This is a genomic window from Streptomyces sp. 3330, from assembly GCF_031456635.1.
Lineage (GTDB): Bacteria > Actinomycetota > Actinomycetes > Streptomycetales > Streptomycetaceae > Streptomyces.
Window position 1 is genome coordinate 38477 of record NZ_JAVDVA010000022.1, and the last position, 23693, is coordinate 62169.

The 23693-nt window shown below is 73.4% G+C and carries 21 protein-coding genes; 20 read left to right on the forward strand and 1 reads right to left on the reverse strand.

Translation table 11 applies throughout. The features are described from left to right. The first annotated feature begins 3 nt into the window (after positions 1-3). Genes J2X68_RS30290 through J2X68_RS30350 form a run of 13 tightly spaced genes read left to right on the forward strand, consistent with a single transcriptional unit; the run spans position 4 to position 16064 of the window. Entirely contained in the window at positions 4-1194 is a 1191-nt protein-coding gene (locus J2X68_RS30290) for a PLP-dependent aminotransferase family protein (protein ID WP_310435786.1), read from the forward strand. Further along, complete coding sequence (locus tag J2X68_RS30295; RefSeq protein ID WP_310435787.1) at positions 1191-3518, forward strand: lantibiotic dehydratase; 2328 nt, start codon at positions 1191-1193, stop codon at positions 3516-3518. Before J2X68_RS30290 ends, J2X68_RS30295 begins: the two co-directional genes overlap by 4 nt. Next, entirely contained in the window at positions 3515-4648 is a 1134-nt protein-coding gene (gene sbnA, locus J2X68_RS30300) for a 2,3-diaminopropionate biosynthesis protein SbnA (RefSeq protein ID WP_310435788.1), read from the forward strand. The genes J2X68_RS30295 and sbnA overlap by 4 nt, the downstream gene beginning before the upstream one ends. Beyond that, positions 4645-5673 carry a 2,3-diaminopropionate biosynthesis protein SbnB gene (gene sbnB / locus J2X68_RS30305; protein ID WP_310435789.1) on the forward strand — a complete coding sequence of 343 codons (1029 nt, stop codon included), beginning with the start codon at positions 4645-4647 and terminating at the stop codon, positions 5671-5673. Before sbnA ends, sbnB begins: the two co-directional genes overlap by 4 nt. After that, positions 5670-6422 carry a 3-oxoacyl-ACP reductase FabG gene (gene fabG, locus J2X68_RS30310; RefSeq protein WP_310435790.1) on the forward strand — a complete coding sequence of 251 codons (753 nt, stop codon included), beginning with the start codon at positions 5670-5672 and terminating at the stop codon, positions 6420-6422. The genes sbnB and fabG overlap by 4 nt, the downstream gene beginning before the upstream one ends. A gap of 55 nt (positions 6423-6477) precedes the next feature. Then, positions 6478-6768: an acyl carrier protein gene (locus J2X68_RS30315; protein WP_142266012.1), complete on the forward strand. Its 291-nt coding sequence runs from the start codon at positions 6478-6480 to the stop codon at positions 6766-6768. A 2-nt stretch (positions 6769-6770) separates the two neighbouring features. Next, positions 6771-7295, forward strand: a complete 525-nt coding sequence (gene fabZ, locus J2X68_RS30320; protein ID WP_310435791.1) for a 3-hydroxyacyl-ACP dehydratase FabZ — start codon at positions 6771-6773, stop codon at positions 7293-7295. Between the two features lie 51 nt (positions 7296-7346). Beyond that, the gene (locus tag J2X68_RS30325) at positions 7347-9404 is read left to right on the forward strand and encodes a GNAT family N-acetyltransferase (RefSeq protein ID WP_310435792.1); all 2058 of its coding nucleotides are present in this window, start codon (positions 7347-7349) and stop codon (positions 9402-9404) included. Positions 9405-9435: 31 nt separating this feature from the next. Further along, positions 9436-10479 (forward strand): aminomethyl transferase family protein, encoded by a 1044-nt coding sequence (locus J2X68_RS30330; protein WP_310435793.1) that lies wholly within the window; start codon positions 9436-9438, stop codon positions 10477-10479. After that, a complete protein-coding gene (locus tag J2X68_RS30335) occupies positions 10479-12797 on the forward strand; it encodes a beta-ketoacyl-[acyl-carrier-protein] synthase family protein (protein WP_310435794.1) in 2319 nt (772 codons plus the stop codon). Before J2X68_RS30330 ends, J2X68_RS30335 begins: the two co-directional genes overlap by 1 nt. Continuing rightward, positions 12797-13414, forward strand: coding sequence for a hypothetical protein (locus J2X68_RS30340; RefSeq protein WP_310435795.1), 618 nt, complete (start codon positions 12797-12799; stop codon positions 13412-13414). The genes J2X68_RS30335 and J2X68_RS30340 overlap by 1 nt, the downstream gene beginning before the upstream one ends. Continuing rightward, positions 13411-14568 carry a hypothetical protein gene (locus J2X68_RS30345; protein ID WP_310435796.1) on the forward strand — a complete coding sequence of 386 codons (1158 nt, stop codon included), beginning with the start codon at positions 13411-13413 and terminating at the stop codon, positions 14566-14568. Before J2X68_RS30340 ends, J2X68_RS30345 begins: the two co-directional genes overlap by 4 nt. 50 nt (positions 14569-14618) lie before the next feature. Next, complete coding sequence (locus tag J2X68_RS30350) at positions 14619-16064, forward strand: DHA2 family efflux MFS transporter permease subunit (RefSeq protein WP_310435797.1); 1446 nt, start codon at positions 14619-14621, stop codon at positions 16062-16064. Positions 16065-16331: 267 nt separating this feature from the next. Here J2X68_RS30350 and J2X68_RS30355 read toward each other — a convergent pair whose 3' ends face one another. Next, positions 16332-17327 carry a helix-turn-helix transcriptional regulator gene (locus J2X68_RS30355; RefSeq protein ID WP_310435798.1) on the reverse strand — a complete coding sequence of 332 codons (996 nt, stop codon included), beginning with the start codon at positions 17325-17327 and terminating at the stop codon, positions 16332-16334. 307 nt (positions 17328-17634) lie between these two features. Here J2X68_RS30355 and J2X68_RS30360 point away from each other — a divergent pair, with 307 nt between their 5' ends. From J2X68_RS30360 to J2X68_RS30390, 7 genes are all read left to right on the forward strand, one after another. Continuing rightward, the gene (locus tag J2X68_RS30360) at positions 17635-17934 is read left to right on the forward strand and encodes a hypothetical protein (RefSeq protein ID WP_310435799.1); all 300 of its coding nucleotides are present in this window, start codon (positions 17635-17637) and stop codon (positions 17932-17934) included. A 192-nt stretch (positions 17935-18126) separates the two neighbouring features. Beyond that, positions 18127-18300: a hypothetical protein gene (locus J2X68_RS30365; RefSeq protein WP_310435800.1), complete on the forward strand. Its 174-nt coding sequence runs from the start codon at positions 18127-18129 to the stop codon at positions 18298-18300. Between the two features lie 55 nt (positions 18301-18355). Continuing rightward, complete coding sequence (locus J2X68_RS30370; RefSeq protein ID WP_310435801.1) at positions 18356-20188, forward strand: BTAD domain-containing putative transcriptional regulator; 1833 nt, start codon at positions 18356-18358, stop codon at positions 20186-20188. Positions 20189-20281: 93 nt separating this feature from the next. Beyond that, on the forward strand, positions 20282-21619 hold the full coding sequence (locus tag J2X68_RS30375) for a DUF4190 domain-containing protein (RefSeq protein WP_310435802.1): 1338 nt from the start codon (positions 20282-20284) through the stop codon (positions 21617-21619). A gap of 147 nt (positions 21620-21766) precedes the next feature. Then, entirely contained in the window at positions 21767-22519 is a 753-nt protein-coding gene (locus J2X68_RS30380) for a GntR family transcriptional regulator (protein WP_310435803.1), read from the forward strand. A 451-nt stretch (positions 22520-22970) separates the two neighbouring features. Continuing rightward, positions 22971-23198, forward strand: a complete 228-nt coding sequence (locus J2X68_RS30385; protein ID WP_310435804.1) for an SPOR domain-containing protein — start codon at positions 22971-22973, stop codon at positions 23196-23198. Between the two features lie 30 nt (positions 23199-23228). After that, the gene (locus tag J2X68_RS30390; protein WP_310435805.1) at positions 23229-23687 is read left to right on the forward strand and encodes a (deoxy)nucleoside triphosphate pyrophosphohydrolase; all 459 of its coding nucleotides are present in this window, start codon (positions 23229-23231) and stop codon (positions 23685-23687) included. The last annotated feature ends 6 nt before the right edge of the window (positions 23688-23693 follow it).

Here is a 23693-nt window from a genome sequence, read left to right on the forward strand (position 1 = left end):
GCCATGTGGACCGACACCCGACCCGCGGTGGAGATGCCGCGGCTGTTCGAGCGCGGCGGGGACCTGATCTCCTTCGCCGGGGGACTGCCCGACCTGGACGTCCTGCCGCTGGACGTCATCTCCGCCCAGCTCTCCCGGCTCCTGCGGCTCGGCGGGAAGCTCGCCCTCCAGTACACGACCCCGCATGTCGCGGGGGCCCTGGTGCCGGCGATCACCGACCTGATGGGCCGTGAGGCCGCGCGCACCACCGCCGAGAACCTGGTCCCGACCGGCGGCTCCCAGATGGGGCTGATGGCGGTGGCCCTGGGCCTCGCCGCCCCGGGCGAGACGATCCTGTGCCAGACCCCCGCCTACCCGGGCGCCGCGGCCGCCTTCCGCACCGCCGGACTGCACCCGCACGCCGTGCCCGAGGACGCCGCGGGACTCGACCCCGAGGGACTGCGCGAGACGGTACGGCGACTGCGCGCCGACGGCCGCACCACCCGCCTCCTGTACTGCAACCCCACCTTCCAGAACCCGACCGGCGCCACCCTCTCCGTCGCCCGCCGCGAGGAACTGCTCACCGCGGCCCGGGAGCTGGACCTGCTGATCGTCGAGGACAACCCCTACGGCCTGCTCGGCTTCGACGGGCGGACCACCGACACCCTCCAGGGCCTCGACCCCGACCGGGTGATCTACCTCGGCACCTTCTCCAAGGTGTTCGCGCCGGGGCTGCGCTGCGGCTGGATCGCGGCGCCGGCGGAACTCGCGGGCACCCTGCGCCGCACGACCGAGATCATGGCGCTGTCCCCGTCGGCCCTCGCCCAGGCGGCGCTCGCCGCGTTCCACGCCCGGTCCGGCTGGACGGACCTGATCGACGCCTACCGGGCGAGCTACCGGGAGCGGTCGACGCTGATGGCCGACGCGCTGGACGCCGAACTCGGCACCGACGGGCCCTGGTCGTGGCAGCGGCCGGACGGCGGCTTCTACATCTGGCTGCGGCACCGCGACGGCGTCGACACCACCGCCTTCGCGGACGCGGCGGCCGAGCACGGGGTCTCCTTCGTGCCCGGCTCCCACTTCGGCATCGGCGGGGAGAACGCCGACGCGCTCCGGCTCTGCTTCAGCCACGTGCCGAAGAAGCGGATCGCCGAGGGGATCTCCCGGCTGGCGGCCGCGCTCGGCCACGGCGCGGCGGAAGGGGCGGCGGCATGACCGGCACGCTCGAGGCCACCCGCACGCTCGACTGGACGGCCTTCGGACCGTCGTACCGGCTGGGCGACAGCGCGTGGCGGGTGTGGGGCGTCGGACTGCTCCGCAGCGCCGGCTTCCCGGTCTCCGGTCTCGACCTGCTCGGCGGACCGCGCGCGGCCCTGGCGGCGCGGCTGCTGGAGAGCGGCGGCGGGCCGGACGGCCAGGAGGCCTTCAGCGCCGCCTACCGCGCCGACACCGAGGCCGAGGCCGGGCGGCTGGCCCGGCTCGCCACCGACGACAAGGTGCGCACCGCCATCGCCTGGCAGAACCGCACTGTCTACCAGATCCTCGACTCCCTCGCCGCCCGGAAGGGCAAGGAGTCCAAGCGCCGGCAGCGCGAACGCACCCTCGCCATGTACTGGCTGCGGTACTGCGCCAAGGCCGACACCATCGGCTTCTTCGGGCCGGGGGCGTGGATCTCCGTCGGGCAGGGGCAGCGCGCCGTCGACCTCGATCTCGGCCCGTCGCTCACCTCCCGCAGCCGTACCTTCCTCGAACGCTGGACGGTGGCCGCGCTCGCCGACTGGATGGCCGGGCAACCGGGCGCCCGCTGGTGGTTCCCGCCGATGCTGCGCCCCGACGTGCACCTCGACGGCGACCGGCTCGTCCTGCAGGGCGGCCGTACGGTGCGGCTGCGCGAGGACGACGTCCGGGTGCTGCGCCTGGTGGACGGCGAGCGCGGCGGCGAGGCCGTCGCCGAGGCGACCGGCTGGGATCCGGCGACGGCGCGGGAGCGGGTGGAGAAGATCCTGACCCGGCTGCTCCGGCAGCGGGTCCTGACCTGGGACGCCAACATCCCCGTCGACGTCCGTGCCGAGGAGGTGCTGCGCCGCCGGGTGGCCGGCATCGGAGACCCGGAGCTGTTCGTCCGCTTCGACGCCGTCCTCACCGGCCTCGACCGGCTGCGCGACGGCATCGACCGGGCGTCGAGCGCCGAGGAGCTGGTGGCGGCGCTCGACCGGCTGGACGACTTCTTCGTCCGGACGACGGGACAGTCGGCCTCCCGCGAGGAGGGCAAGGCGTACGCCGGCCGCACGCTCTGCTACCAGGACTCCCTCCGGGACTGCCGGATGGACCTGGGACGGGACTTCCTGGACGGCGTCGCCCGTCCGCTGGCCCTGGTCGCCGACGCGGCGGACTGGTTCGGCAACCGGCTCGCCGAACTGGTGGAGGCGGAGGTCGCCGGGTTCGTGCGCAGGGCCGCGGCCCGCCGCCGCGGGAACGTCACCCTCGCCGACGTGTGGACGCAGGTGCTCGGCCTGTTCTGGGGCGACGGCGCCACCCCGGTGGAGACCGCGACCCGTGAACTCGCCGAGAAGTGGCGCGAGGTGCTGGACCTCGCCGGGGAACAGCGGGCCCCGGTGCGCCTGGCGGTGTCCGACATCGAGGAGCGGGCCCGCGAGGTCTTCGCGACCGGCCCGGTGCGCTCTCCCCATCTCGCCGTGCACAGCCCGGACCTGCAGGTGGTGGCCAGGTCGGTCGACGCCTTCAACGCCGGCGACTACACCACCGTCCTCGGCGAACTGCACGCCTGCCTGGCCACCCTGGACCTGCCGTTCCTCGACTGGACCACCGACACCGGCTCGCTGCGGGACAAGGTGAACACCGCGATCGGCGCCCGGCGGCTGGTGCCGCTGCTGCCGGTCGAGTGGAAGCGCAACAGCGGCCGCATGGTGCCCGCCCCGATCGGCGCCGGGGACCGGCTGATCGGCTTCACGCGGGCCCCGTACGACGAGCGCGCCCGCGTCGACCCCGCGGTGTCCGTCGGCCTGACGGAGCAGGACGGCACGGTCACCGCGACCACTCCCGACGGGGGCGTCTGGAGCGTCGCGGAGCTGCTCGCGGTGCCCGTCGCGATCATCGCCGCGGACGCCTTCAAGATCGGCCTGGACCGGCCGCACGCCCCGCGCGTGGCCCTCGACGACCTCGTCCTGTTCCGGGAGACCTGGCGGCTGCCGGCCGCCGGGACGGAGCTGCCCGACAAGGCCGAGCGGGAGCGCGACTACCTCGCCGTCCGCCGGTGGGTGGCCGAACACGCCCTGCCCGACCTGCTCTTCGTCAAGTTCCCCGAGGAGACCAAGCCGTCCCTCGTCGACTTCACCAGCCCGACGCTGGTGCTGTCCTTCGCCAACCTCGTCCGGGCCGCGCGCCGGCTCGACCCCGACGCCGTCATCACCCTCAGCGAGCCGCTGCCGGCTCCCGAGGACTCCTGGCTGCCGGACGCCGACGGCGAGCGCTTCGTCAGCGAACTGCGGCTCCAGATCAGCAGAAAGGTGCCGGAATGACCGTCCTCGCCTCCGACGGCGCGGCCCTCGCGGTCCGTGCCACCCGCTCCCGGGACCCCGACATCGTCGCGACGATCGGCGGCACCCCGCTGGTCGCCCTCGACCGCCTGTTCCCGCCCGCGCGGTTCCAGGTGTACGCCAAGTGCGAGCGCTTCAACCCGGGCGGCTCCATCAAGGACCGCGCCGCCAAGTCGATGATCGAGCACGCCATCAGGGCCGGCAAGCTCGTCCCCGGCGTCTCCACGGTCGTCGAGTCCTCCTCCGGCAACCTGGGCATCGCCCTCGCCCAGCTGTGCAACTTCTACCGGCTGAACCTGATCTGCGTGATCGACCCGCGCACCACCCCGCAGAACGCCGCCATCATGCGGGCGTACGGCGCCAGGGTCGAGGTCGTCGACCGCGACCCGGCCACCGGCGAGTACCTGCCGGCCAGGATCGAGCGGGTGCGCTCGCTCCTGGAGAGCGTCCCGGACGCCTACTGGCCCAACCAGTACGCCAACGAGCACAACTCCCGGGCCCACCACCACACCATGCGGGAGATCCACGAGGCCCTGCCGGGCGGCCCCGACCACCTGTTCCTCGCGGCCGGCACGACCGGGACGCTGCGCGGCTGCGCCGAGTACATCCGCGACCACGGCCTGGCCACGAACGTGGTGGCGGTGGACGCGGCCGGCAGCGTGATCTTCGGGCCGCCGGAGCCGTGGGAGCTCACCCACCGGCGCACGATCCCCGGCCACGGGGCTGCGGTCGTGCCGCCGCTGCTGCGGCCGGGCCTCGCGGACCGGATCGTCAAGGTCACCGACTTCGACTGCGTACGCGGCTGCCGGCAGCTGCTCGCGCAGGAGTCCATCCTGGCCGGCGGCTCCTCGGGCGCCGTCGTGGCCGCGCTCCAGGCGGCCGCCTCCTGGATCGAACCGGGCGCGACCTGCGTCGCCGTCCTTCCCGACGGCGGCGACCGCTACCTCGACACCGTCTACTCCGACTCCTGGGTCGAGGAGCGGTTCAAGGACTTCCCGCCGCCCGACCGCACCGGTCTCGACCCCACCGGACTCGACCCCACCCGTCTCGACCCCACCTGTAGCGACACCACCCGTAGCGACACCACCGATCACGAAAGGAGTGAGTCATGAGGATCCTCGGTCGCGACGACGTCGACGTGGCCCTGAAGGGCCTCGGACCCGTCGTCCTCGACGCGGTCCGCAGCGCCTACGTGCTGCACGGCCAGGGCCACTCGCAGGTGCCCTTCTCCAGCTTCCTGCGCCCGCCGCGGCCCGTCGGCTCGCGCATCATCTCGCTGCCCGCCTATCTGGGCGGCCCGGAGCCCGTCATGGGCCTGAAGTGGATCTCGTCCTTCCCGGCCAACGTCGAGCAGGGACTCCAGCGGGCGTCCTCCGTCCAGGTGCTCAACGACCTCGACACCGGCTATCCGCAGGCCCTGCTGGAAGGCAGCCGGATCTCGTCCTCGCGGACGGCGGCGAGCGCCGCCCTCGCCAGCGGCGCGCTGCACGGCTCCCGTCCGGTGCGCACGGCGGGCCTCGTCGGGTGCGGCACCATCAACCAGCGGGTCCTCGCCTTCCTCACCCTGACCCACCCCGAGCTCGAGACCGTGGTGCTCCAGGACGTCGTCCCGGGCCGTGCCGAGGTGTTCGCCACCGAACTGGAGTGCGAGTACCCGGGGATCACCTTCCGCACCGGTGACGTGGCCGCGGCGCTCGGCGCCGAGACGGTGAGCATCGCGACCACCGACTCCACGTACTGGCTCGACCTCGCCGCCTACCCCGACCGCCCGTCCCGCCAGGTGATCCTGCACCTGTCGCTGCGCGACCTGAGCACGGCGTCGGTGCTCGGCGCCTACAACGTGGTCGACGACATCGAGCACGCCGTCCGCGAGCGGACCTCGCTGCACAGGGCCGAACAGGAGGTGGGGCACCGGGAGTTCGTGCACGCCGAGATCGCCGGCGTGCTGGGCTGCTCCGAGCCGCCGGCCACGGACGGCACGATCGTCTTCTCGCCCTTCGGGCTCGGCATCCTCGACCTCGCGGTCGCCCGGGCGGTCCTGAAGGCCGCCGTCGCGGCCGGCCTCGGCACCGAGGCCGCGGGCTTCGACCCCGGCAGCCACCGGGTCACCGCGGCGATGGCGGGGAGGGCCGCGTGAGCATCCTCTTCGCCGAGGGCACCAAGGCCCTCGTCACCGGCGCCTCGCGCGGCATCGGCGCGGCGATCGCGCTCACCCTGGCCGAGCACGGCTGCGACGTGGCCCTCAACTACCGCTCCAACGCGGCGAAGGCCGAGGAGGTCGCCGAGCGGATCCGCGACCTCGGCCGCGAGGCCCTGCCGGTCCGGGCGGACGTCTCCGACGAGGCCCAGGTCGCCGCGATGTACAAGCAGCTGAGGACGGCCTGGGGAGGTCTCGACGTGGCCGTCCTCAACTCCGGGGTCACCGCCGACGGTCATCTGGCCGCCATGAGCTCCGCCAAGTGGCAGGAGGTCATCGGCACCAACCTGACCGGCACCTTCTACACCGCCCGCGAGGCGACCAAGCAGATGTACGCGAGCGGCGGCGCGATCGTCTTCATCGCCTCCACCAGCGGCATCGCCGGCCGGGCCGGCCAGGCCAACTACGCCGCCAGCAAGGGCGGGGTGATCGCCATGGCCAAGACGCTGTCGTACGAGGTCGCCCCGCGCGGCATCCGGGTCAACGTCGTCGCGCCCGGGTTCATCGACACCGACATGGTCAAGAAGGTGCCGCCCGCCCATATGAAGGAGGCCCTCCAGGTCATCCCGATGGGACGCATGGGCACCGCGGCCGAGGTGGCCCAGGCGGCCGCCTTCCTGGCCGCGCCCGCCGCCTCCTACATCACCGGCAAGGTGCTGACCGTCGACGGCGGAATGATCCCCAACTGACCAGCAGAAAACAGCAGTCACCCGGCATTTGTCCCTCAGTGAAAGGAAAGTCACCGTGTCCGTCGCCACCTTCGAGGACATCCGCACCCAGGCCGAGACCCGTCTGGAGAAGAACATGAAGGTCAAGTCGATGATCATCGACCGCCTCGGCCTGGACGTCGAGCCCGCCGTCGTCTCCGACAACCAGCCGCTGTTCGGCCGCGGTCTGGAGATGGACTCGCTGGACACCCTGGAGATCGTCGTCATGGTCAACAACGAGTACGACGTGCTGATCAGCGACGACGACTTCGAGGCCTTCGGCTCCATCAACGCCCTGGTCGACTTCATCGAAGCCCGCGAGGTCTGAGCATGACGATCGCCTCCGAGGCCCCCGCGAGGCCCAAGCAGAAGCACAGTTACTCCTCCGACGACATCAAGCACATGCTGCCGCACCGCTGGCCGATGCTGATGATCGACCGTGCCTACGACGTCGTCCCCGGCGTCTCGGGCCGCGGCGTGAAGAGCGTCTCGGTGAACGAGCCCTTCTTCGCCGGGCACTACCCCGACCACTCGATCATGCCGGGCGTGATGATCGTCGAGGCGATGGCCCAGCTGGTGGCCGTCGTGTACGTCGCCGAGCTCGTCGAGGCGGCTGCGGCAGCCGCGGCGTCCGGTGAGCCCGGGGGCGGCGACCCCTCCGAGAGCGTCGGCTACCTCGGCTCCATCAGCTCGATGAAGTTCTCCCGGCTCGTCGTCCCCGGCGACCAGCTGACCCTGGACGCCAAGCTCGGCCAGCGGCTGGGCGGCCTCAGGCAGGTGTCGGTGCGGGCGAGCGTCGGCTCGGAACTGGCCGCCGCCGGCTCCCTGATCGTCACCACCGGCCGCAAGGCCTGACCCCTCCGCACGGGTCCCACCGAAGAACCCCCGAAGAAAAGGAGGTGAGGCATGTCCATCACGATCCGCCCGTACCAGGAGGGCGACGCGCATGACATCGCGGCGCTGTACAACCGCCACCGCGACAACCCCAACCCGGTAGCGGGCGGCATCACCGGTGACGAGCTGGAGCGCGAGCTCGCCGAACGCGACACGGGAACGTTCCTCGTGGCCGTGGACGGCGGGCGTGTGGTGGGCACCTTCGGCCTGTTCCACAACACCGGCCGGCGCTCCGCCCGCGCCGGTGAGCTCATCGCCGACATGTTCTTCGTCGCCCCCGCCTACCGCAACGGCGTCATCACCGGCCGGCTGTTCACGGAGGCCGTCGAGTGGATGGTCCAGTCCGGCTGCCTCGTGCTCCGGCTCACCGTCAACCCGGCCAACAGCGTCGCGTTCAAGCTCTACCGGCGCGTCGGCTGCGTCTCCGTGGGCCAGACCGTGCCCGGCGAGGACGGCAACGTCGAACTGCACAACTACATCCCGCTGGTCCTGCGCAGCGTGTTCGCGGACCTGGGGCCGGAGGTCAGGTCGGCCCTCGGGGGACTGAACAGCTTCGGCACGGTCACCGAGGCCCGGGACGACGAACTGCGCTCCGACGTCCGGCTGGTGGACGGCGTCCGCACCGTGGACTACCACCTGGCGCTGGGCGACTTCCGGATCACCGCGAGCGTCGACGTCGACCGCGGCGTCGTGCGCGAGGCGGAGGTCACCGGACCCGACGGCGCCTCCCGCGCGCTGCGGCTCACCGAACCGCCGTACCACGTGCGCGCGCCGCGGCGGCCGGAGCCGCACCGGTTCGGCTCCGGCGGGCTCGTCTGCGAGGTCGACGGCGACGACGGCACGCTGTCGGTGCTGGCCGAGGGCCACCACGGCCCGCTGTTCGTCTCCACCTGGCCCAGCTGCCGGGCCGACCGCCCGGCGGGCTGGCGCGAGGGCGAGCCCCGCGACCTGGACGTCGTCCCCGTCGAGAACGGGGTCCGGGTCACCGAGCGGTGCGGCGGGGACGAGGTCGTCGGCACGGTCACCCTCGCCGAGGGCGCCCTGCGGCAGGACTTCGCCTTCACCAGCCGCCCCGGCCGCATCTTCCAGACGGTCGGGCTGCGGCAGGGCGCCTTCGTCCACCCGGACGGCGAGCGGCACCCGATCGGCCTCGGCCTCGGCGTCCGCGACGCCTCGGAAGCCGTCGCGGCCTCCCATGTCGTGCCGTCCGGCACCGGGCTCGCCTGGCAGGGCACGTCGTGGGAGATCCGGCTGCCGGTCCGCGAACCGGTCCGGCTGATCCACAGCGCCCTGCTGGAGCGCGGCCTGGCGGCCGGCCCGGACGGCGTGGCCCGGCTGCGGACCGACTTCCGCCCGGTGGCCGCGAGGACCGGCGCGCGCACCGACGCGGGGACGCGGGCCGGGACCGGAGCCGTACGACCGGCCCGTACCGCCCCGAAACCGGGCGCCGCCCGCCGGCTGGAGGTCAGCGCCTCCGCCGCCGGAGTCACCTCCTGGAAGGAGGGCGCCACCAAGGTCCTGCGCAGTCCGTACCCGCGCACCCGGGCCTTCGGCTACAACCCCCGCTGGTCGGCGGGCATGTGGGTCACCGCGGAGAACAGCCGGTCCGGCCGCGCGAGCGGTCTCGGCTGGGGCGTCCGGCCGGCCGCCTGGGAGGAGAAGCACCCGCTCGGCCTGTTCGCCCCGCGCGAGCGGATCGGCTGGGAGCTGACCGCCCCCGAGGACACCGCCGAGCCGGTCAGGGCCGACATCCAGGCCCCCGACAGCGAGGAGGAGATCGTCCTCTGGCTCACCCCGAACACCCCGCGCGAGACCACCGTGCTGCTCGACTCGGCCGGCACCCGGTGGGAGCTCGGCTCGGCCGGCCTCCGCCAGGTCTGGGCCGCCGCGGCCACCGTGCGACTCGCCGACGGCAGCTGGCTCGACTGCCGGCCCGCCGACGCCGCCCACGCGGAGGCCGAACTCGTCCTGCGCACCACCCCTTCCGGCCTGCTGATCGGCTGCGTGTCCCCGGCCCGCCGGCCGAGCGCCTGGCAGCTGGCCGTGCACAGCGAACCCACTTCGTCCTGAACCACCGTTCCCCGAGAGGAAACCGCACACCATGACCACCACCACCGTCTCCGCCCTCCGCACCGCCTCGGACGACTACGCCACCGTGCGCACCACCATCGGCGCCTACCGGATCGACGCCCCGCTGGTCCGCGTCTCGGGCGACGAGCGGCTGGCGCTGCTCGACCGGTTCCTGGCCAAGTCGGGCGACTTCGTCGAGCCGGACTCCGTCCGCGAGGTGCTCGCCCTGAACGCCGACGGCACCCCGTTCGCGATCCTGCTGCACTTCGAGATCGGCGAGGACGCCTGGCTGCTGCCCCGCACCCGGGTGACCGCCGACGAGCTGCGCGGCTACCTCGAGGGCCTGGACGTCCCCGAGGGCGTCGAGGTCGACATCGAGCCGGAGGGCTGGGGCGCCACCGCGTTCGAGGGCCCCACGGCCTGGTCGGTCGCGGCCCGCTTCGTCGACTTCGACATCTCGGGCCTGACCCTGCACGCCGTCACCGAGTCCGCGCTGCCCGACGACCCGGCCGCGCTCGCCCACCTCGCCCGCGTCGGCACCACCGGCGAGTACGGCTACCTGCTCCTCAGCAACGCCCCCGAGGCCGCGCACCGGGCCGTGCTCGCCGCGGTCCGCGAGGAGGGCGGCGCGCCGGTCGGCGCCGAGGGCCTCGCCCGGGTCCAGGCCGAGGCGGGCATGGCCGTCTACGCGGCCGGCTTCGCCGGTCTTTCGGTCGACGAGGCCGACCTGTCCTGGATGATCGACTGGAACCGGATCGGCGAGTTCCGCGGCTCCGACGACCTGGTCGGGCCGACCGCCGAGACCGCCCGGCTGACCGCCCTGGCCGCCCCCGCCGACAGCCGGTTCACGGCCGGCACGCAGGTGACGGCGGCCGGCCGGGAGATCGGCACGATCCTGTGGCAGGCGCCCTCCGCCAACCCGGAGGAGGAGCTCGTCCTCGCCCTCCTGGACGCCCCGTTCTGGGTCTCCGGCCTCGAACTGGCCGCCCTGGACGAGCAGACCGCCGAGCGCCCGCTGCGCACCGTGACCCTGCCCCGTGTCATCGCCCGCTCCCTCACCACCCGGATCGCCTGATGTCCACGCCGAGAATCGCCCTGACGGGCCTGGGACTCATCACCGGTGCCGGTGACGACGTCGAGAAGGGCTGGTCGTCCATCGCGGCCGGCACCTCCGGCATCCGCGCCAACACCCTCATGGACACCTCCGAGCTGCTGACCGAGTGGGCCGGCATGGTCACCGGCGAGCAGCCGGCCGACGTCGACCGCTGCTACGCCCTCGCCGCCACCGCGATCCGCGAGGCCCTGGCGAGCAGCGGGCTCGACCTGGACACCGTCGACCGGGACCGGGTCGCGGTCGTGGTCGGCTCCAGCCTCGGCGCCATGCCGACACTGGAGAGCGTCCACGCGGACCTCGTCCACGAGGGGAAGCTGGACGCCGAGCGGGCGGCCGCCGTCCAACTGCCCTGCGTCGGCGACTACATCGCCGCCGAGTTCGACCTGCGCGGCCCGCGCGTGGTCCTGTCCAACGCCTGCGCGGCCAGCGCCGTGGCCCTCGGCTACGCGGCCGAGCTGCTGTGGAAGGGCGACGTCGACCACGTCGTCTGCGGCGGTGTCGACCCGCTCGCCTCGCTCTCGGCGTACGGGTTCAGCGCCCTGGGCGCGCTCGACCCGGAGCCGTGCTCGCCGATGTCGGCGTCCACGGGCCTGACCCTCGGGGAGGGGGCCGGGTTCATGGTCCTGGAGCCGGCGGACCGCGCCGCCTCCCGGGGCGCCCGCGTCCTCGCCGAGCTGGGCGGCTACGGCCTCTCCTGCGACGGCTACCACCAGACCGCCCCCGACCCGAGCGGCAAGGGCGCCTGCGCCGCCATGGCCCAGGCCCTGGACACGGCGGGTCTGACGCCGCAGGACGTCGACTACCTCAACCTGCACGGCACGGGCACCCCGGCGAACGACGCCTCCGAACCGAAGGCGGTGAAGCTGCTGTTCGGCTCCTCGGTGCCGCCGGCCAGCTCCACCAAGTCGATCCTCGGCCACACCCTCGGTGCGGCCGGGGCGGTCGAGGCGGTCGTCAGCACCCTGGCCATCGACCGCGGCACGCTGCCGCCGACCATCAACACCCGGGGTGTGGCCCAGCCGTTCGGCCTGGACGTCATCCCGGACACCGGCCGCGCCGGGGCCGGTCCCGGGGTGGTCATCTCCAACTCCTTCGCCTTCGGCGGCAACAACGCCTCCGTCGTCCTCAACCGGCCGGGCCGCCCGAGTTCGGCCCCGCGCCGCACCGAGCAGGTCCACGAGGTCGTCGTCACCGGGGTCGCCGGTCTGGCGGGCGGCGCGGGCAGCACCGCCGACCTGGTGGCCGCCCTCGGCGACCGGCGCGCCTGCTTCACCGCCACCGAGCACGTCGAGGGCGTGGGTGCGGTGCCGGTCGGCCGGGTGGACGTCAAGTCGGCCTCCCGGGGCATCAACCCGAGCCGGGCCCGCCGCATGGACCCGCTCAGCCTGCTGGCCGCCGCCGCGGTCGCCGACCTCTACGGCCGGCACGGCAAGCCCTCGCGGGCCGAGGCCGAGGGCACGGGCATCGTCTTCGCCACCGGCTACGGGCCGGTCACCTCGGTCCTCCAGTTCCACAAGGGCGTCCTCCAGCAGGGCATCAGCGGCGCCAACCCGGCGCTGTTCGCCAACACGGTCGTCAACGCGGCGGCCGGCCATGTGGCGATGCTGCACCGCTACCGCGGCTACACCGCGACGATCGCCAACGGCGGCACGAGCTCCGTCCTGGCCCTCCAGCTCGCCGCCCGGGTCATCGCGCGCGGCATGGCGGACCGGATCATGGTCGTGATCGCCGACGAGTTCCCCGAGCAGGCCCTGGCCACCCAGGCCGGCCTCCCCGGCTACGCCCGCTCCGGACCGGTGGTCCCCGGCGGCCGCAGCGGCATGGTGCTCAGCGAGGGAGCGGCGGCCGTGCTCCTGGAGAGCGAGCGGTCGGCCGCGTCCCGGGGCGCGGACGTCCTCGCGAAGGTGCGCGGCTACGGCGCCTCCGGCGAGTCGGCCGGGATCGGCCGGATCGGCCGCGACGGCGAGGCCTGGGCGCGGGCGCTGCGCGGCGCGATGGCCGAGGCCCGGGTGACGCCCGACGAGATCGGCACCGTCGTCTCGGCGGCCTCCGGCTACAGCCTGGTGGACACCGCCCAGGCCCGGGCCCTGCGGCTCGCGGGTCTGGCCGACCGCCCGACGATCACCCCCAAGGCCCTGCTGGGGGAGACCTACGGCAGCGCGGGCGCCCTGGGTCTGGTCGCGGCGCTGACCGCCCCGGACCGGCAGGGCAGCCTCCTGCTCTCCAGTTTCGCCTACGGCGGCAGCTACGCGGCGGCCGTGTTCGACACGGAGGCGTGATGGGGGCGCTGCTGGGGCTGGTGATGGACCCGGTGGTGCGCGGCGCGGCGCGGCCCGCCCCGATCGACTGCCTGGTCACCCGCCACCCGCACCTTCCCCGCGACCGCATGGGCCACCGCCTCGACGCCTCCGGCCGCTCGCTGATCATCGGGGCCGTCGCCCGGGTGTACGGCCTCGACATCGGGGCGCGCGACCTCACGCGGGACGTCCACAAGCGCTGGCACGTCCCGGCCCACGGGCTCACCGCCTCGGTCGCGCACTGCGCCGGCTGGAGCGCCGTGGCCCTGTCGGCCGGTCCGGTCCACCTCGGGGTGGACCTCCAGGACGAACGGGACCGCCCGGCCGCCATGCGGTGGCTCGGCACCCTGCTGGGCCGCCGGCAGCCCGCCGAGATCCGTGACTTCGCCGAGTGCGAGGCGCTCATCAAGGCCTCGCACGTCACCAAGGAGACCTTCGCCGGAGTCCGGCTGCCCGCGTGGCGGCCGGGCTGGCGCCCCACCAACGTGGGCGCGTACCGGGTGCGGTCGACGACCGTGGCCCCGGCGATGCACCTGGCCCTCGCGGCCGACGTCCCCGCCCCCGTCCGTCTGCACACCCCGACCCCGGAGCCGGCATGACAGCCACAGCGGCCGCCGTACGGCCCTACACCCGCCGCATCTCGCAGATCGAACGCGGCTATCTCAACGCCGCGGCCACCGGCACCCCGCAGCTGATCCAGATGATCGTCGAGGGCGAGGGCCGCATCGACCCCGAGGCGCTGCGCGCCGCCGTCCGGTCCGCCACCCTCGCGAGCCCCGGCCTCGCGGTGCGGCGCCGCGGCGCCGGCTGGCGCGCCGACGGCCCGCTCCCGCCGGTCGTCGAACTTCCCGGCGGCGACGGCTTCGACGCCCCCTTCTTCCACCGTGACCTGGACGTCGTCACCGGCCCGGTCTGCGAGGTCGGTCTCACCGAGGGTCCGTCGACCCGGCTGGTCGTGCGGGCCAGTCACATCGTCACCGACGGCCGCGGGCTCCGGCAGTGGATCGCCGACGTGTTCCGGGTGCTGCGCGGCGAGGAGCCGGTCGGCGCCGCGTCCGTCGTCGACGACACGCACTTCCGGACGGCCGCCGGCAAGGTGCCGCCCGCCGAGCCGCCCGCCCGGCTGGCCGGCCTGCCCGCGATCCTCGGCGACGGACCGGCCGACGGCACCCCGCTCTGGGTGCGGCGCCGGGTGCGGGCGGCCCCGTCGGCGGTCACCGCCCGGGTGGCCGCCGCCCTCTCCGGCCGTCTGGGCGGCGAGACGGGCCGGCTGATCGTGCCGGTGGACCTGCGCCGCCACGACCGCGCGGTCCGCTCCACCGCCAACCTCACCTCCCGGCTGGTGCTCGACCTGCACCGGGACGACAGCTGGAAGCGGCTGCACGGCCAGATCGTCCGGGCCCTGCTCGGCAAACGCGAGGTGGCCGCGCTGGAGGGGGACTTCCTGCGCAGCAACCCGTTCGCCAACTCGCTGCGCGAGGCCCAGGAGCTGGACGGCACCCGGTTCCCCTGCACGGCGATCGTCTCCGACCACGGCCGGATCGACACCGCCGAACTGCGCACCGACGGGTTCCGCCCGACCGGTTTCTCCACGCTGCCGATGCTCGTGCCTTACGCCGAGATGTTCCTGAGCACCTGCCAGGTCGACGACGAGACCGAACTGACCCTGTCGTGCCGCGGGCGCCCCGGCGCACGCGAGGCGGCCGCGGCCGTCCTCGACGACATCGAGTGCGCGCTGACCGACCCGAACTGACCGGGTCCACCTCCCTGTTGACTCCACCGCCCTGTGAAGGACGCCCACCCATGGCACTGACCGAACAGACCGAAGAGGACGCGCCGAGCCCTCCGCGGGCCGCTTCCGGCCCCGCCCTCGTGACGATGGCAGCGGCCATCACCGGCGGCTTCCTCGCCCTGCTCGACACCACCATCGTCAACGTGTCCCTGCACGAGACCACGGCCAGGTTCGGCTCCATCGGCCAGGTGCAGTGGGTGGTGACCACCTATCTGATGGCGCTGGCCGCCACCATGCCGGCCACCGGGTGGCTGGCCACCCGGTTCGGCGTACGGCGCGTCTTCGCCGCCGCGACCCTGCTGTTCGCGCTCGGCTCGGCGGCCTGCGCGGCCAGTCAGAGCCTGCCCGAGCTGATCGCGGCCCGCGGGCTCGCGGGTGCCGCCGCGGGTGTGCTCACCCCCGCGTCGACGATCCTGCTCACCAGCGGCGTGCCCCGTGAACACCTGGGCCGCGTGCAGTCGTTGAACGGCAGCGTCATGCTGATCAGCCCGCTGCTCGGCCCGACGATCGGCGGCCTGCTGGTCGAGGCCGGCGGCTGGTCCGCGGTGTACGTCGTCAACGTCCCGCTCTGTGCCGGCCTGCTCTTCGTCACCCTGCGCCGGGTGCCCGCCGACCCCCCGAGGGAGACGGCCGCGAAGCCGCTGGACGTGGTCGGACTGGTGTCCTCGGCCGCCTGCACCGTGTGCACCGTGCTGGCCGTGCACGAGTTCTCCGACCACGCCCTGGAGGGCCGGGCGGCCTTCCTGGTCCCGCTGGCCCTCGCGGTGGCGAGCGGCGCGGTGTTCGTCGTCCGGGAACTGCGCGCGGCCCACCCCCTGCTCGACGTGCGCCTGTTCGCCCACCGCGTGTACCGGACGGCCGCGATCAACATCTTCTGCCTGGGCTTCGTCCTCTACTCGCCGATGATGCTCATCCCGCTCTACTTCGAGACGGCCCGCGGCGAGAGCGCCGTCACGACGGGTCTGCTGATGTCCACGGGAGGGCTCGGCGTGGTCACCGCGGCCTGGCTGTGCCGGGTGCTGATGAAGCGGCTGGGCGGTGGCGGCACCGTCGTCGTCGGCATCACCCTGACGATGCTGGCGACCGTGCCGCTGACCACGCTGTCCTCGGACACCTCGTACGCGCTGCTCTGCGCGAGCCTCGTGGTGCGCGGTCTGGGCACCGGACTGACGATCGTGCCGGCGATGACCCGGGCCTTCCAGTCGATCCGCCCGCAGTCCATCCCCGACGCCTCAGCCCAGCTCAACCTGATCCAGCGGATCGGCGGCACGGTGGCCCTCGCCGTGGTCACGGTGGTCCTGGAGCAGGCGGCCGAGCAGCGCCACGGACTGGTGCCGGGCGCCTTCGCCCACTCCTTCACCTGGGTCCTCGCGATCTACGCCGTCACCCTGCTGCCCGCCCTGGCCCTGCTGCTGGCCGACCGCAAGGAGGCACGCGCCGACGCGGTGCCCGCGTGACCGTGCGGGCCCTGTCACCGCACCTCCGCCGTCCGCGCCGGGCGCGGCGGGCGGGAATGCGACGACAGGGCCCGCGGCGGCTGCCCGAGGCGACGACCCGGTACGGCGTGCCCGTACCGGGTCCGGGTGCCGGGCGCTCCGGCGCCGGCTGCGCGGTGCCGGCGGCCCGGCGGCCGACTGCCCGGTGTCCGGTGGCCCGGGCGGCCGACTGCCCGGTGTCCGATGCCCCGGTGTCCGCTTGCCCGGGGCGGGGTCCGGTGCCGGCGGTCAGCGCGAGGAGGGCAGCCAGCCGTCCTGGACCGCGTGCACGCCCGCCTCGAAGCGGCTGCGCGCGTCCAGGCGTTCCATCAGGGTGGCGGCGGTCCGCCGGGCCGTGCGCGGCGAGACGCCGAGGCGCTTGGCGATGGCCTCGTCGGTGTAGCCCTGGGCCAGCATCTTGAGCACCGCCCGCTCCTGCGGAGGCATGCCGTTCGCCTCGCACTTCGGGGTGCTCCCCAACGCGGTGGCGGTGTTCCACACGCCCTCGAACAGCGCGCACAGGGCCGCGACCGTCCCCGCCCCGCTCAGCACCACCCCGCCGACCCGGGCATCGCTCGTGTCGACCGGCAGCACGGCCTTGCACCGGTCGAAGATGATCATCCGGACCGGCAGTTCGGGCACGGTACGGACCTGCCCGCCGCGGGAGTGCAGCCAGCCGACGTGGTCCAGCGTGGGCTGGTGGTTGCGCACGCTGTCGAGATAGACCGTCCGCATCCGCACCCCGCGGTCGAGGAGCGCGGAGTTGGGAGCGCGGCTGGCCTGCAGGTCCTCGGCCCGGTGCGCGCCCCCCGGCGCGAACGTGGCGACCTCGACCTGCGCCGACTGGGCCAGCTCCGCGAGCCGTTCCCGGATCGCCTCCAGGCCGTCCAGCTGCTCGGAGTCGCTGTCGACGCCCCGTGGCCGCAACGAGGAGCATTCGGCGATCAGCTGGGCCGCCGCGGCTCTGGATTTCTCCACGCGCATCTGCTGCGCCGCCAACTCCGCCTGCTGGCGCGCCAGCAGCACCTCCATCGCGGTCTCCGGGCCGACGGCCCGGAACCCTATGCCCTGCCGGGCCGACGGCTGGATCAGTGCGAGTTCGCTGAGCCGGTCCAGCCCCGCGCGAACCCGTTCCTCCGGCAGTCCGAGCCGGGACACGAGGACGATGATGCCCTCCAGTGGATTGGCCAGCATCCACCGGTAGATGGCTTCAGCCTCGGCATCCAGTCCCAGAACCTCCAACATGATGCAGTCCCCCTGTTGCTGTCACACACTGCACACATCCTGTTCGAAACTTAGTGCCCCTGAGCTTACTGACCTTGAACTGCGGATGGCGGCCCAGCGGCACGGAGGACGGTTCCGGCCAATCGCTCGGCTTTCAACCATCCGGGGTGCCAGAGTGGGGCCACGGCACATCCCGGCCGGCGCGAGGCGCCTCCCCGCCCATTCGAACGCCGCTTCCGGGACCTTTCCGCATGACGCTTTGTGCCATGGCACAAAGCGTCCATCGTGAGCCGGTCCGCGGCCGCTCGACAGCGCCGAAGATGAACTCATGTATCTCATCCACGTGCGCCTGCGCGCCCCCGCCGCGGCGCCTTCCCGGCCCGATCTGGCGGCGATCATTTCCTCGTACGCCGAGGAAAGCGACGGGCTGGAGCACGTCTCCGTGCACCGCCACGCCGACCAGGGCCTCACGCTGGGACTTTTCCTCCTCGCCGGCTCTCTGGCCGTGGCCGAGGACAGCGCCGCGCGACTGTCGCGCCGGGCCGTGGAGCACCATCCGGACCTGCTCGGCTACGGCGTCGTGACCTCCGGGGCGGTCCTGGTGCCCGGCCCCTGGTGGGACACGTGAGCCCCGCGTTTCCCCAGGTCGGGGTGGACGGGTTAGGCCGCTGCACATTCCGTCCAGCCGTCTGCTGTTCCCTCCGGCCCGCCCGCCGAGCAGAGTTGGGCCATCGACGGAACGAAAGCCGCCGAAGAGTCCGCTGAACATTCCGGAGGCATCCACTCCGGAAATCCACTCACTTCATCGAGGAGAAAATCCATGCAGGGCACCCGTGTCTCCAAAATCGTCGCCGCCGCGCTGATCGTTCTCGGTGGAATGGCGATGACGGCGACCGTCACGGATTCTCCGAAGAACATCACGCACATCGTCGAGAGCGACCTCCGCACCACCGCGGGCGACCACACCGACGGCGATGTCACCTGGGGCCCCTGAATATTCACGGGGGCATGTGCTGAACCGAGTTGAAAGACATCGGGGGACAGAAGAAATGGAATTCCTGGTCCTGGGATCTCTGGAACTGCGTGAGTCGGGCACCCCGATCCGCGTCCGGGGCATGCGGCAACAGCGGCTCCTCGCCCTGTTGCTCCTCCACGCCAACCGGGTCGTTCCGATGGACGTGTTGGTGGACGAGCTGTGGGAGGACCCGCCTCCGTCGGCCCGTCCGCAGGTGCACAACGCGATCCGCGACCTGCGCCGCATCCTCTCCGCGTCCGACGGGACCAGCCTGGTCACCGTGGACGTCGGCTACCGCCTCGTCGTACCCGAGGACGCCGTGGACGCGCACCGGTTCGCCGGCCGGGTGCGGGCCGCCAAGGCGGCGGAGCGCGAACACCGGTACGCCGAGGCCGTCCGGCTGCTCCAGTCGGCGGTCGACCTCTGGCGCGGGGAGGCCTTCGCCGGCATCCAGTGCCCCTCGGTCTCCGGCGCCGCGGTCAAGCTCGCCGAACAGCGGCTGACCGCCGTGGAGGACCTCGTCGCCCTGCGCCTGAAGCTCGGGGAGACCGGCTCCCTCGTCGGGGAACTGCACGCGCTGATCGCGGAGTACCCGCTGCGCGAGGCGCTGCGCGGCAGCCTGATGATCGCCCTGTGCCGCAGCGGCCGGCAGGCCGACGCCCTCGCGGTCTACGACGAGGGCCGGCGGTTCCTGGTGGACGAGCTCGGCCTGGAGCCGGGCCCCCGGCTGCGCGCCCTGCACGCGGAGATCCTCGCCGACTCGCCGGACCTGCACGGACCGGGCGGACCCGCCCTCGCGGCGGCCGGCGCCGAGCCGCCCGACGACCGCGGGACGGAACCGTCCGCGTCGCCCGGCAACGGCAGGCACTATCTGCCCCACGACCTCACGGACTTCACCGGGCGCACCGCGGAGCTGGCCGCCCTGTCGGCCGTCGCCGCGCAGGAGCCGGGCGGCTCGCCGGTGATGGTGGCGATCGACGGGATGGGCGGGGTCGGCAAGACGACGCTCGCGGTGCGCCTCGCCCACCGCGTCACCGAGCTCTACCCGGACGGCCAGTACTTCATCAACCTGCACGGCTTCAGCGCGACCCGGTCGCCGGTGCCGACCGAGCAGGCGCTCGCCGTCCTGCTGCAGACGAGCGGCCTCACCGCACGGGAGATCCCGCCCAGCCTGGAGGAGCGCAGCGCGCTGTGGCGCTCACGTCTGGCGGGCCGCCGCTGCCTGGTCGTGCTCGACGACGCGGCGGACACCGCCCACGTCACCCCTCTGCTGCCGGGCACCGGGGGCACGTTGGTGCTGGTGACCAGCCGGCGCAAGCTCACCGCCCTGGACGGCGCCCGGCCGCTCTGCCTCGACGTGCTGCCGCCCGCCGACGCCGTGACGCTGTTCCGGCGGATCGTCGGGGAGTCCCGCGCACGGCGCGAGCCGACGCAGGTCGCGCGGGCCGTCGAGCTGTGCGGACGGCTGCCGCTGGCCCTGCGGATCGCCGCCACCCGGCTGCGCGACCGTCCGGCGTGGGCCGTCGCCGACCTCGTCGAACGCCTGGCGCACCCGGCGCAGCGGGCCCGCTGTCTGCGGACCGCCGACCGTGACCTGATGGCCGTGCTGCGGGTGTCCTACGACCATCTGAGCGCGCCCGAGAGGCGGTTCAGCAGGCTCATCAGTCTCCAGCCCGCCGCCTCCTACGACATCGCGCACGCGGCGCGCGTCACGGGTCTGCCGGCCGGGGACGTGGAACACCACTTCGACGCGCTGATCGAGAACAACCTGATCCGGGAGGACACCCCGGCCCGGTTCTCGTTCCACGGCCTGATCCGGGACTGCACCCGGGAGCTGCTCGCCGAGGAGGCGGGCGCGGCCGCCTGAACCGAATCTCCGTTCCGCCGCAGGTGGTGGCGCGCTTACGATGCGCGCAGTCGTACAACTGCCTGAACCGTCCGAACCAGGAGCACGGTACTCGTGTCCATACCCCCGCCTCCCGGGCCGCACCGGCCCCAGGACCCGTACCAGCCTCCGCAGCCGCAGAGCCCCTACCCGCAGGACCCGTTCGCCCCGCCCCCGCAGGACCCGTACGCCCAGGGGCCGTACGGTCCGCAGGGTCCGATGGGCGCGGGCCCGGCCGGTCCGGGCCCGGCGGGGCCCCATTCGCAGGCTCCGTACCCGCAGGCCCCTTACCCGCAGGCTCCGTACGGTGCGGTGCCCTACCCCGTCTGGGGGCAGGGCTACAGCCCCTACGGCCGGCCCTCGCCGGTCAACGGCGTGGCCATCGCCGCCCTCGTCCTCGGCCTGCTCTGCTTCCTGCCGGGCGTCGGTCTGCTCCTCGGGATCATCGCGCTGGTGCAGATCAGGAAGCGGGGGGAGCGCGGCAAGGCGATGGCGGTCGTGGGCACGGTCCTGTCCTCGATCGGACTGGCGGTGTGGGTCCTCGCGCTGTCGACCGGAGGCGCCTCCGACGTCTGGGACGGCTTCAAGGAGGGCGCGAGCGGCAACTCCAGCTTCGCGCTCGCCAAGGGCGACTGCTTCGACGTGCCGGGCGAGACCTTCGACGAGGACGTCTACGACGTCGACGAGGTCGCCTGCTCCGGTGAGCACGACGCCGAGGTGTTCGCCAGCGTCCCGCTGTCCGGCGACAGCTACCCGGGCGACGACCACGTCACGCAGGTGGCCGACGACAAGTGCTACACGCTCCAGGACGCCTACGCGATGGACCCGTGGGCGCTGACGGACGAGGTCGACATCTACTACCTCACGCCCACCGCCGACAGCTGGAGCTGGGGTGACCGCGAGATCACCTGCGTCTTCGCCAACGTGGACGAGAAGGGCACCCTGACCGGCTCCCTGCGCGCCGACGAGACGACGCTCGACGCCCACCAGTTCGCCTTCCTGAAGGCGATGGCCGCCGTCGACGAGGTCCTCTACGAGGAGCCGGAGGAGTACGCCGAGGAGGACCTCGAGAGCAACCTCACCTGGGCCGGCGACACAGGTGACGTGACCGGCGACCAGGCGGCCTCGTTGGACACGCACATCTGGTTGCCGGAGGACGAACAGCCCGTGGCCGCCCTGGTGAAGGACATGCAGGACGCGGCGAAGGAGTGGGCGGCGGCCGCGAAGGCCACCGACGCCGACGGCTTCTACGCGCACTACGACAAGGCCTACGCCTACGTCGACGGCGCCACCACGGTCACCGCCCGCAAGGCTCTGGGCCTGGCCACCACGCCGCCCACCTACGACGAGGACTCCGACAGCGGCAGCGGCGGCACGGGCGGGGGCGACAGCGACAGCGGTCTGGATGTGTGATCGCGTCCATAGCGGGGAGAAAGTGCCTGGGTAAAGCGTTTCCCGGGCACATGTCATCACATCGAGTGATTCTCTGGCCTTTGCTTGCACGGTCCAACCCACGGTTGCCAGGCTGTAGCTGTCTGTACAACCTGATGGGAGTGGCCAGTGACATTCGGTGAGCAGCCGGCGTATCTGCGTGTCGCGGGTGATCTCCGCAAGAAGATCACCGACGGGTCGCTGCCACCGCACACCCGGTTGCCTTCGCAAGCGAGAATCCGGGAGGAGTACGGGGTCTCCGACACCGTCGCCCTCGAGGCGCGCAAGGTGCTCATGGCCGAGGGGCTGGTGGAGGGCCGCTCCGGTTCGGGCACCTACGTGCGCGAGCGGCCGGTGCCGCGCCGGATCGCCCGCTCCGGCTACCGCCCCGTGAGCGGCGCCACGCCGTTCCGGCAGGAGCAGGCGGAGGCGCACACGCGGGGCACGTGGGAGTCGAGGAGCGAGCAGGTCGAGGCGGGCGTCTCCGTCGCCGAGCGGCTCGGCATCGCGTCCGGCGACCGCGTGATGTGCACGAGGTACGTCTTCCGTGAGGGCGGCGAGGCGATGATGCTCTCCACCTCCTGGGAGCCCCTCGCCGTCACCGGCCGCACCCCCGTCATGCTGCCCGAGGAGGGCCCGCTCGGCGGCATGGGCGTCGTGGAGCGGATGCGCGCGATCGACGTGATCGTCGACAACGTCACCGAGGAGGTCGGCGCCCGGCCCGGTCTCGCGGAGGAGCTCCTCGCCCTCGGCGGCGTCCCGGGGCATGTCGTCCTGGTCGTCCAGCGCACGTACTTCGCCTCGGGCCGCCCGGTCGAGACGGCCGACGTGGTGATCCCGGCCGACCGGTACCGGGTCGCCTACCACCTGCCGGTGAAGTAGCGGCCGTACCGCCGCCCCGGAAGAGCCGTCCGGCGGGCGGGCCGGGCGAGGGCTCGGCGGTGAGGGGCGGGGAGGCGCCCGGGGCGGTAGCGCATTCGCCGGGGCGGCGCACACCCTTCCGGCAGTTGCCCCCGGTAACCGCCTGCCCTGAGCGGACCCGCGCGCCGTCGGAATCCGGTCGTTTCCGGATGTTCCCGCAGGTCGCCCCATGGGCGCCCGTACCCCCGCCGACCGGACGCATCGTGGCGCGCGCACGGCGCGTTCGGCCTCGTGCGCCCCCTGCGTCTTGGCTGGTTGCGTACCTCTTTGTGCAAAGTCGTGTTCGGTGCGTAAAGGTAAGGCGTACGCTCGGGCATATGCGGATTGCGGTTTCCTTAGAGGGCGGCGGGGCGCGAGGCGTGCCGCGGACGGGATCCGGGCGGGCCGGGACGAGAAGGGGGCGTGGGGCTCGATGAACGACAGCGCCGTCTCTCTGCCCTGGCTCGTCATACGGCAGGACGACAACGGCAATCGCTACCGCGTGGGCCGGTACGCGACCCGGGCGGAGGCCCAGAAGATCGCGGACAGCCTCGACAGCCGCGGCCACAAGCAGCTCTACTGGGTCGAGCGCATCGGCCAGACCCAGACCCAGGGTCAGGGCCCGGCGCAGGCCCAGAACGGGGACGGCACACGGAACTGACGTTCCGTGCGGTCCCGTAGGCTCCGGCGCATGACGCAACGGATCGTGGTCGTGGGAGCCGCCCTGCTCGACGCCGGCCGCCTGCTCGCCGCGCGCCGCAGCGCACCCCCGGAACACGCCGGCCGCTGGGAGCTGCCCGGCGGCAAGGTCGAACAGGGGGAGGCGCCCGAGGCCGCCCTCGTGCGCGAGCTGCGCGAGGAACTCGGCGTCGACGCCGAGACCGTGGAGCGCGTCCCCGGGGAGTGGCCGCTCCGAGGGCCCTACGTCCTCCAGGTGTGGACCGCCAGGCTGCGCCCCGGCTCCGCCGCGCCCGAGCCGCTCCAGGACCACGACATGCTGCGCTGGCTCACCCCGGCCGAGATCTGGGACGTCGCCTGGCTGGACCAGGACGTCCCCGCGGTACGCGGTGTACTGCCCGGACTCGGCACCACGAGCCCCGCCGACCCCGGCCCCCGCCGACCCCGGCCCCCGCTGAACCGGCTCCGCTGAACCGGC

Bases quoted from the DNA above. Each gene is read 5' to 3' on its own strand.
- J2X68_RS30385 (WP_310435804.1), top strand. From the start codon at position 22,971: ATGAACGACAGCGCCGTCTCTCTGCCCTGGCTCGTCATACGGCAGGAC.
- J2X68_RS30295 (WP_310435787.1), top strand. From the start codon at position 1,191: ATGACCGGCACGCTCGAGGCCACCCGCACGCTCGACTGGACGGCCTTC.
- J2X68_RS30365 (WP_310435800.1), top strand. From the start codon at position 18,127: ATGCAGGGCACCCGTGTCTCCAAAATCGTCGCCGCCGCGCTGATCGTT.
- J2X68_RS30345 (WP_310435796.1), top strand. From the start codon at position 13,411: ATGACAGCCACAGCGGCCGCCGTACGGCCCTACACCCGCCGCATCTCG.
- J2X68_RS30340 (WP_310435795.1), top strand. From the start codon at position 12,797: ATGGGGGCGCTGCTGGGGCTGGTGATGGACCCGGTGGTGCGCGGCGCG.
- sbnA (WP_310435788.1), top strand. From the start codon at position 3,515: ATGACCGTCCTCGCCTCCGACGGCGCGGCCCTCGCGGTCCGTGCCACC.
- fabZ (WP_310435791.1), top strand. From the start codon at position 6,771: ATGACGATCGCCTCCGAGGCCCCCGCGAGGCCCAAGCAGAAGCACAGT.
- sbnB (WP_310435789.1), top strand. From the start codon at position 4,645: ATGAGGATCCTCGGTCGCGACGACGTCGACGTGGCCCTGAAGGGCCTC.
- J2X68_RS30350 (WP_310435797.1), top strand. From the start codon at position 14,619: ATGGCACTGACCGAACAGACCGAAGAGGACGCGCCGAGCCCTCCGCGG.
- J2X68_RS30355 (WP_310435798.1), bottom strand. From the start codon at position 17,327: ATGTTGGAGGTTCTGGGACTGGATGCCGAGGCTGAAGCCATCTACCGG.
- J2X68_RS30335 (WP_310435794.1), top strand. From the start codon at position 10,479: ATGTCCACGCCGAGAATCGCCCTGACGGGCCTGGGACTCATCACCGGT.
- J2X68_RS30370 (WP_310435801.1), top strand. From the start codon at position 18,356: ATGGAATTCCTGGTCCTGGGATCTCTGGAACTGCGTGAGTCGGGCACC.
- J2X68_RS30330 (WP_310435793.1), top strand. From the start codon at position 9,436: ATGACCACCACCACCGTCTCCGCCCTCCGCACCGCCTCGGACGACTAC.
- J2X68_RS30325 (WP_310435792.1), top strand. From the start codon at position 7,347: ATGTCCATCACGATCCGCCCGTACCAGGAGGGCGACGCGCATGACATC.
- J2X68_RS30360 (WP_310435799.1), top strand. From the start codon at position 17,635: ATGTATCTCATCCACGTGCGCCTGCGCGCCCCCGCCGCGGCGCCTTCC.
- J2X68_RS30290 (WP_310435786.1), top strand. From the start codon at position 4: ATGTGGACCGACACCCGACCCGCGGTGGAGATGCCGCGGCTGTTCGAG.
- J2X68_RS30390 (WP_310435805.1), top strand. From the start codon at position 23,229: ATGACGCAACGGATCGTGGTCGTGGGAGCCGCCCTGCTCGACGCCGGC.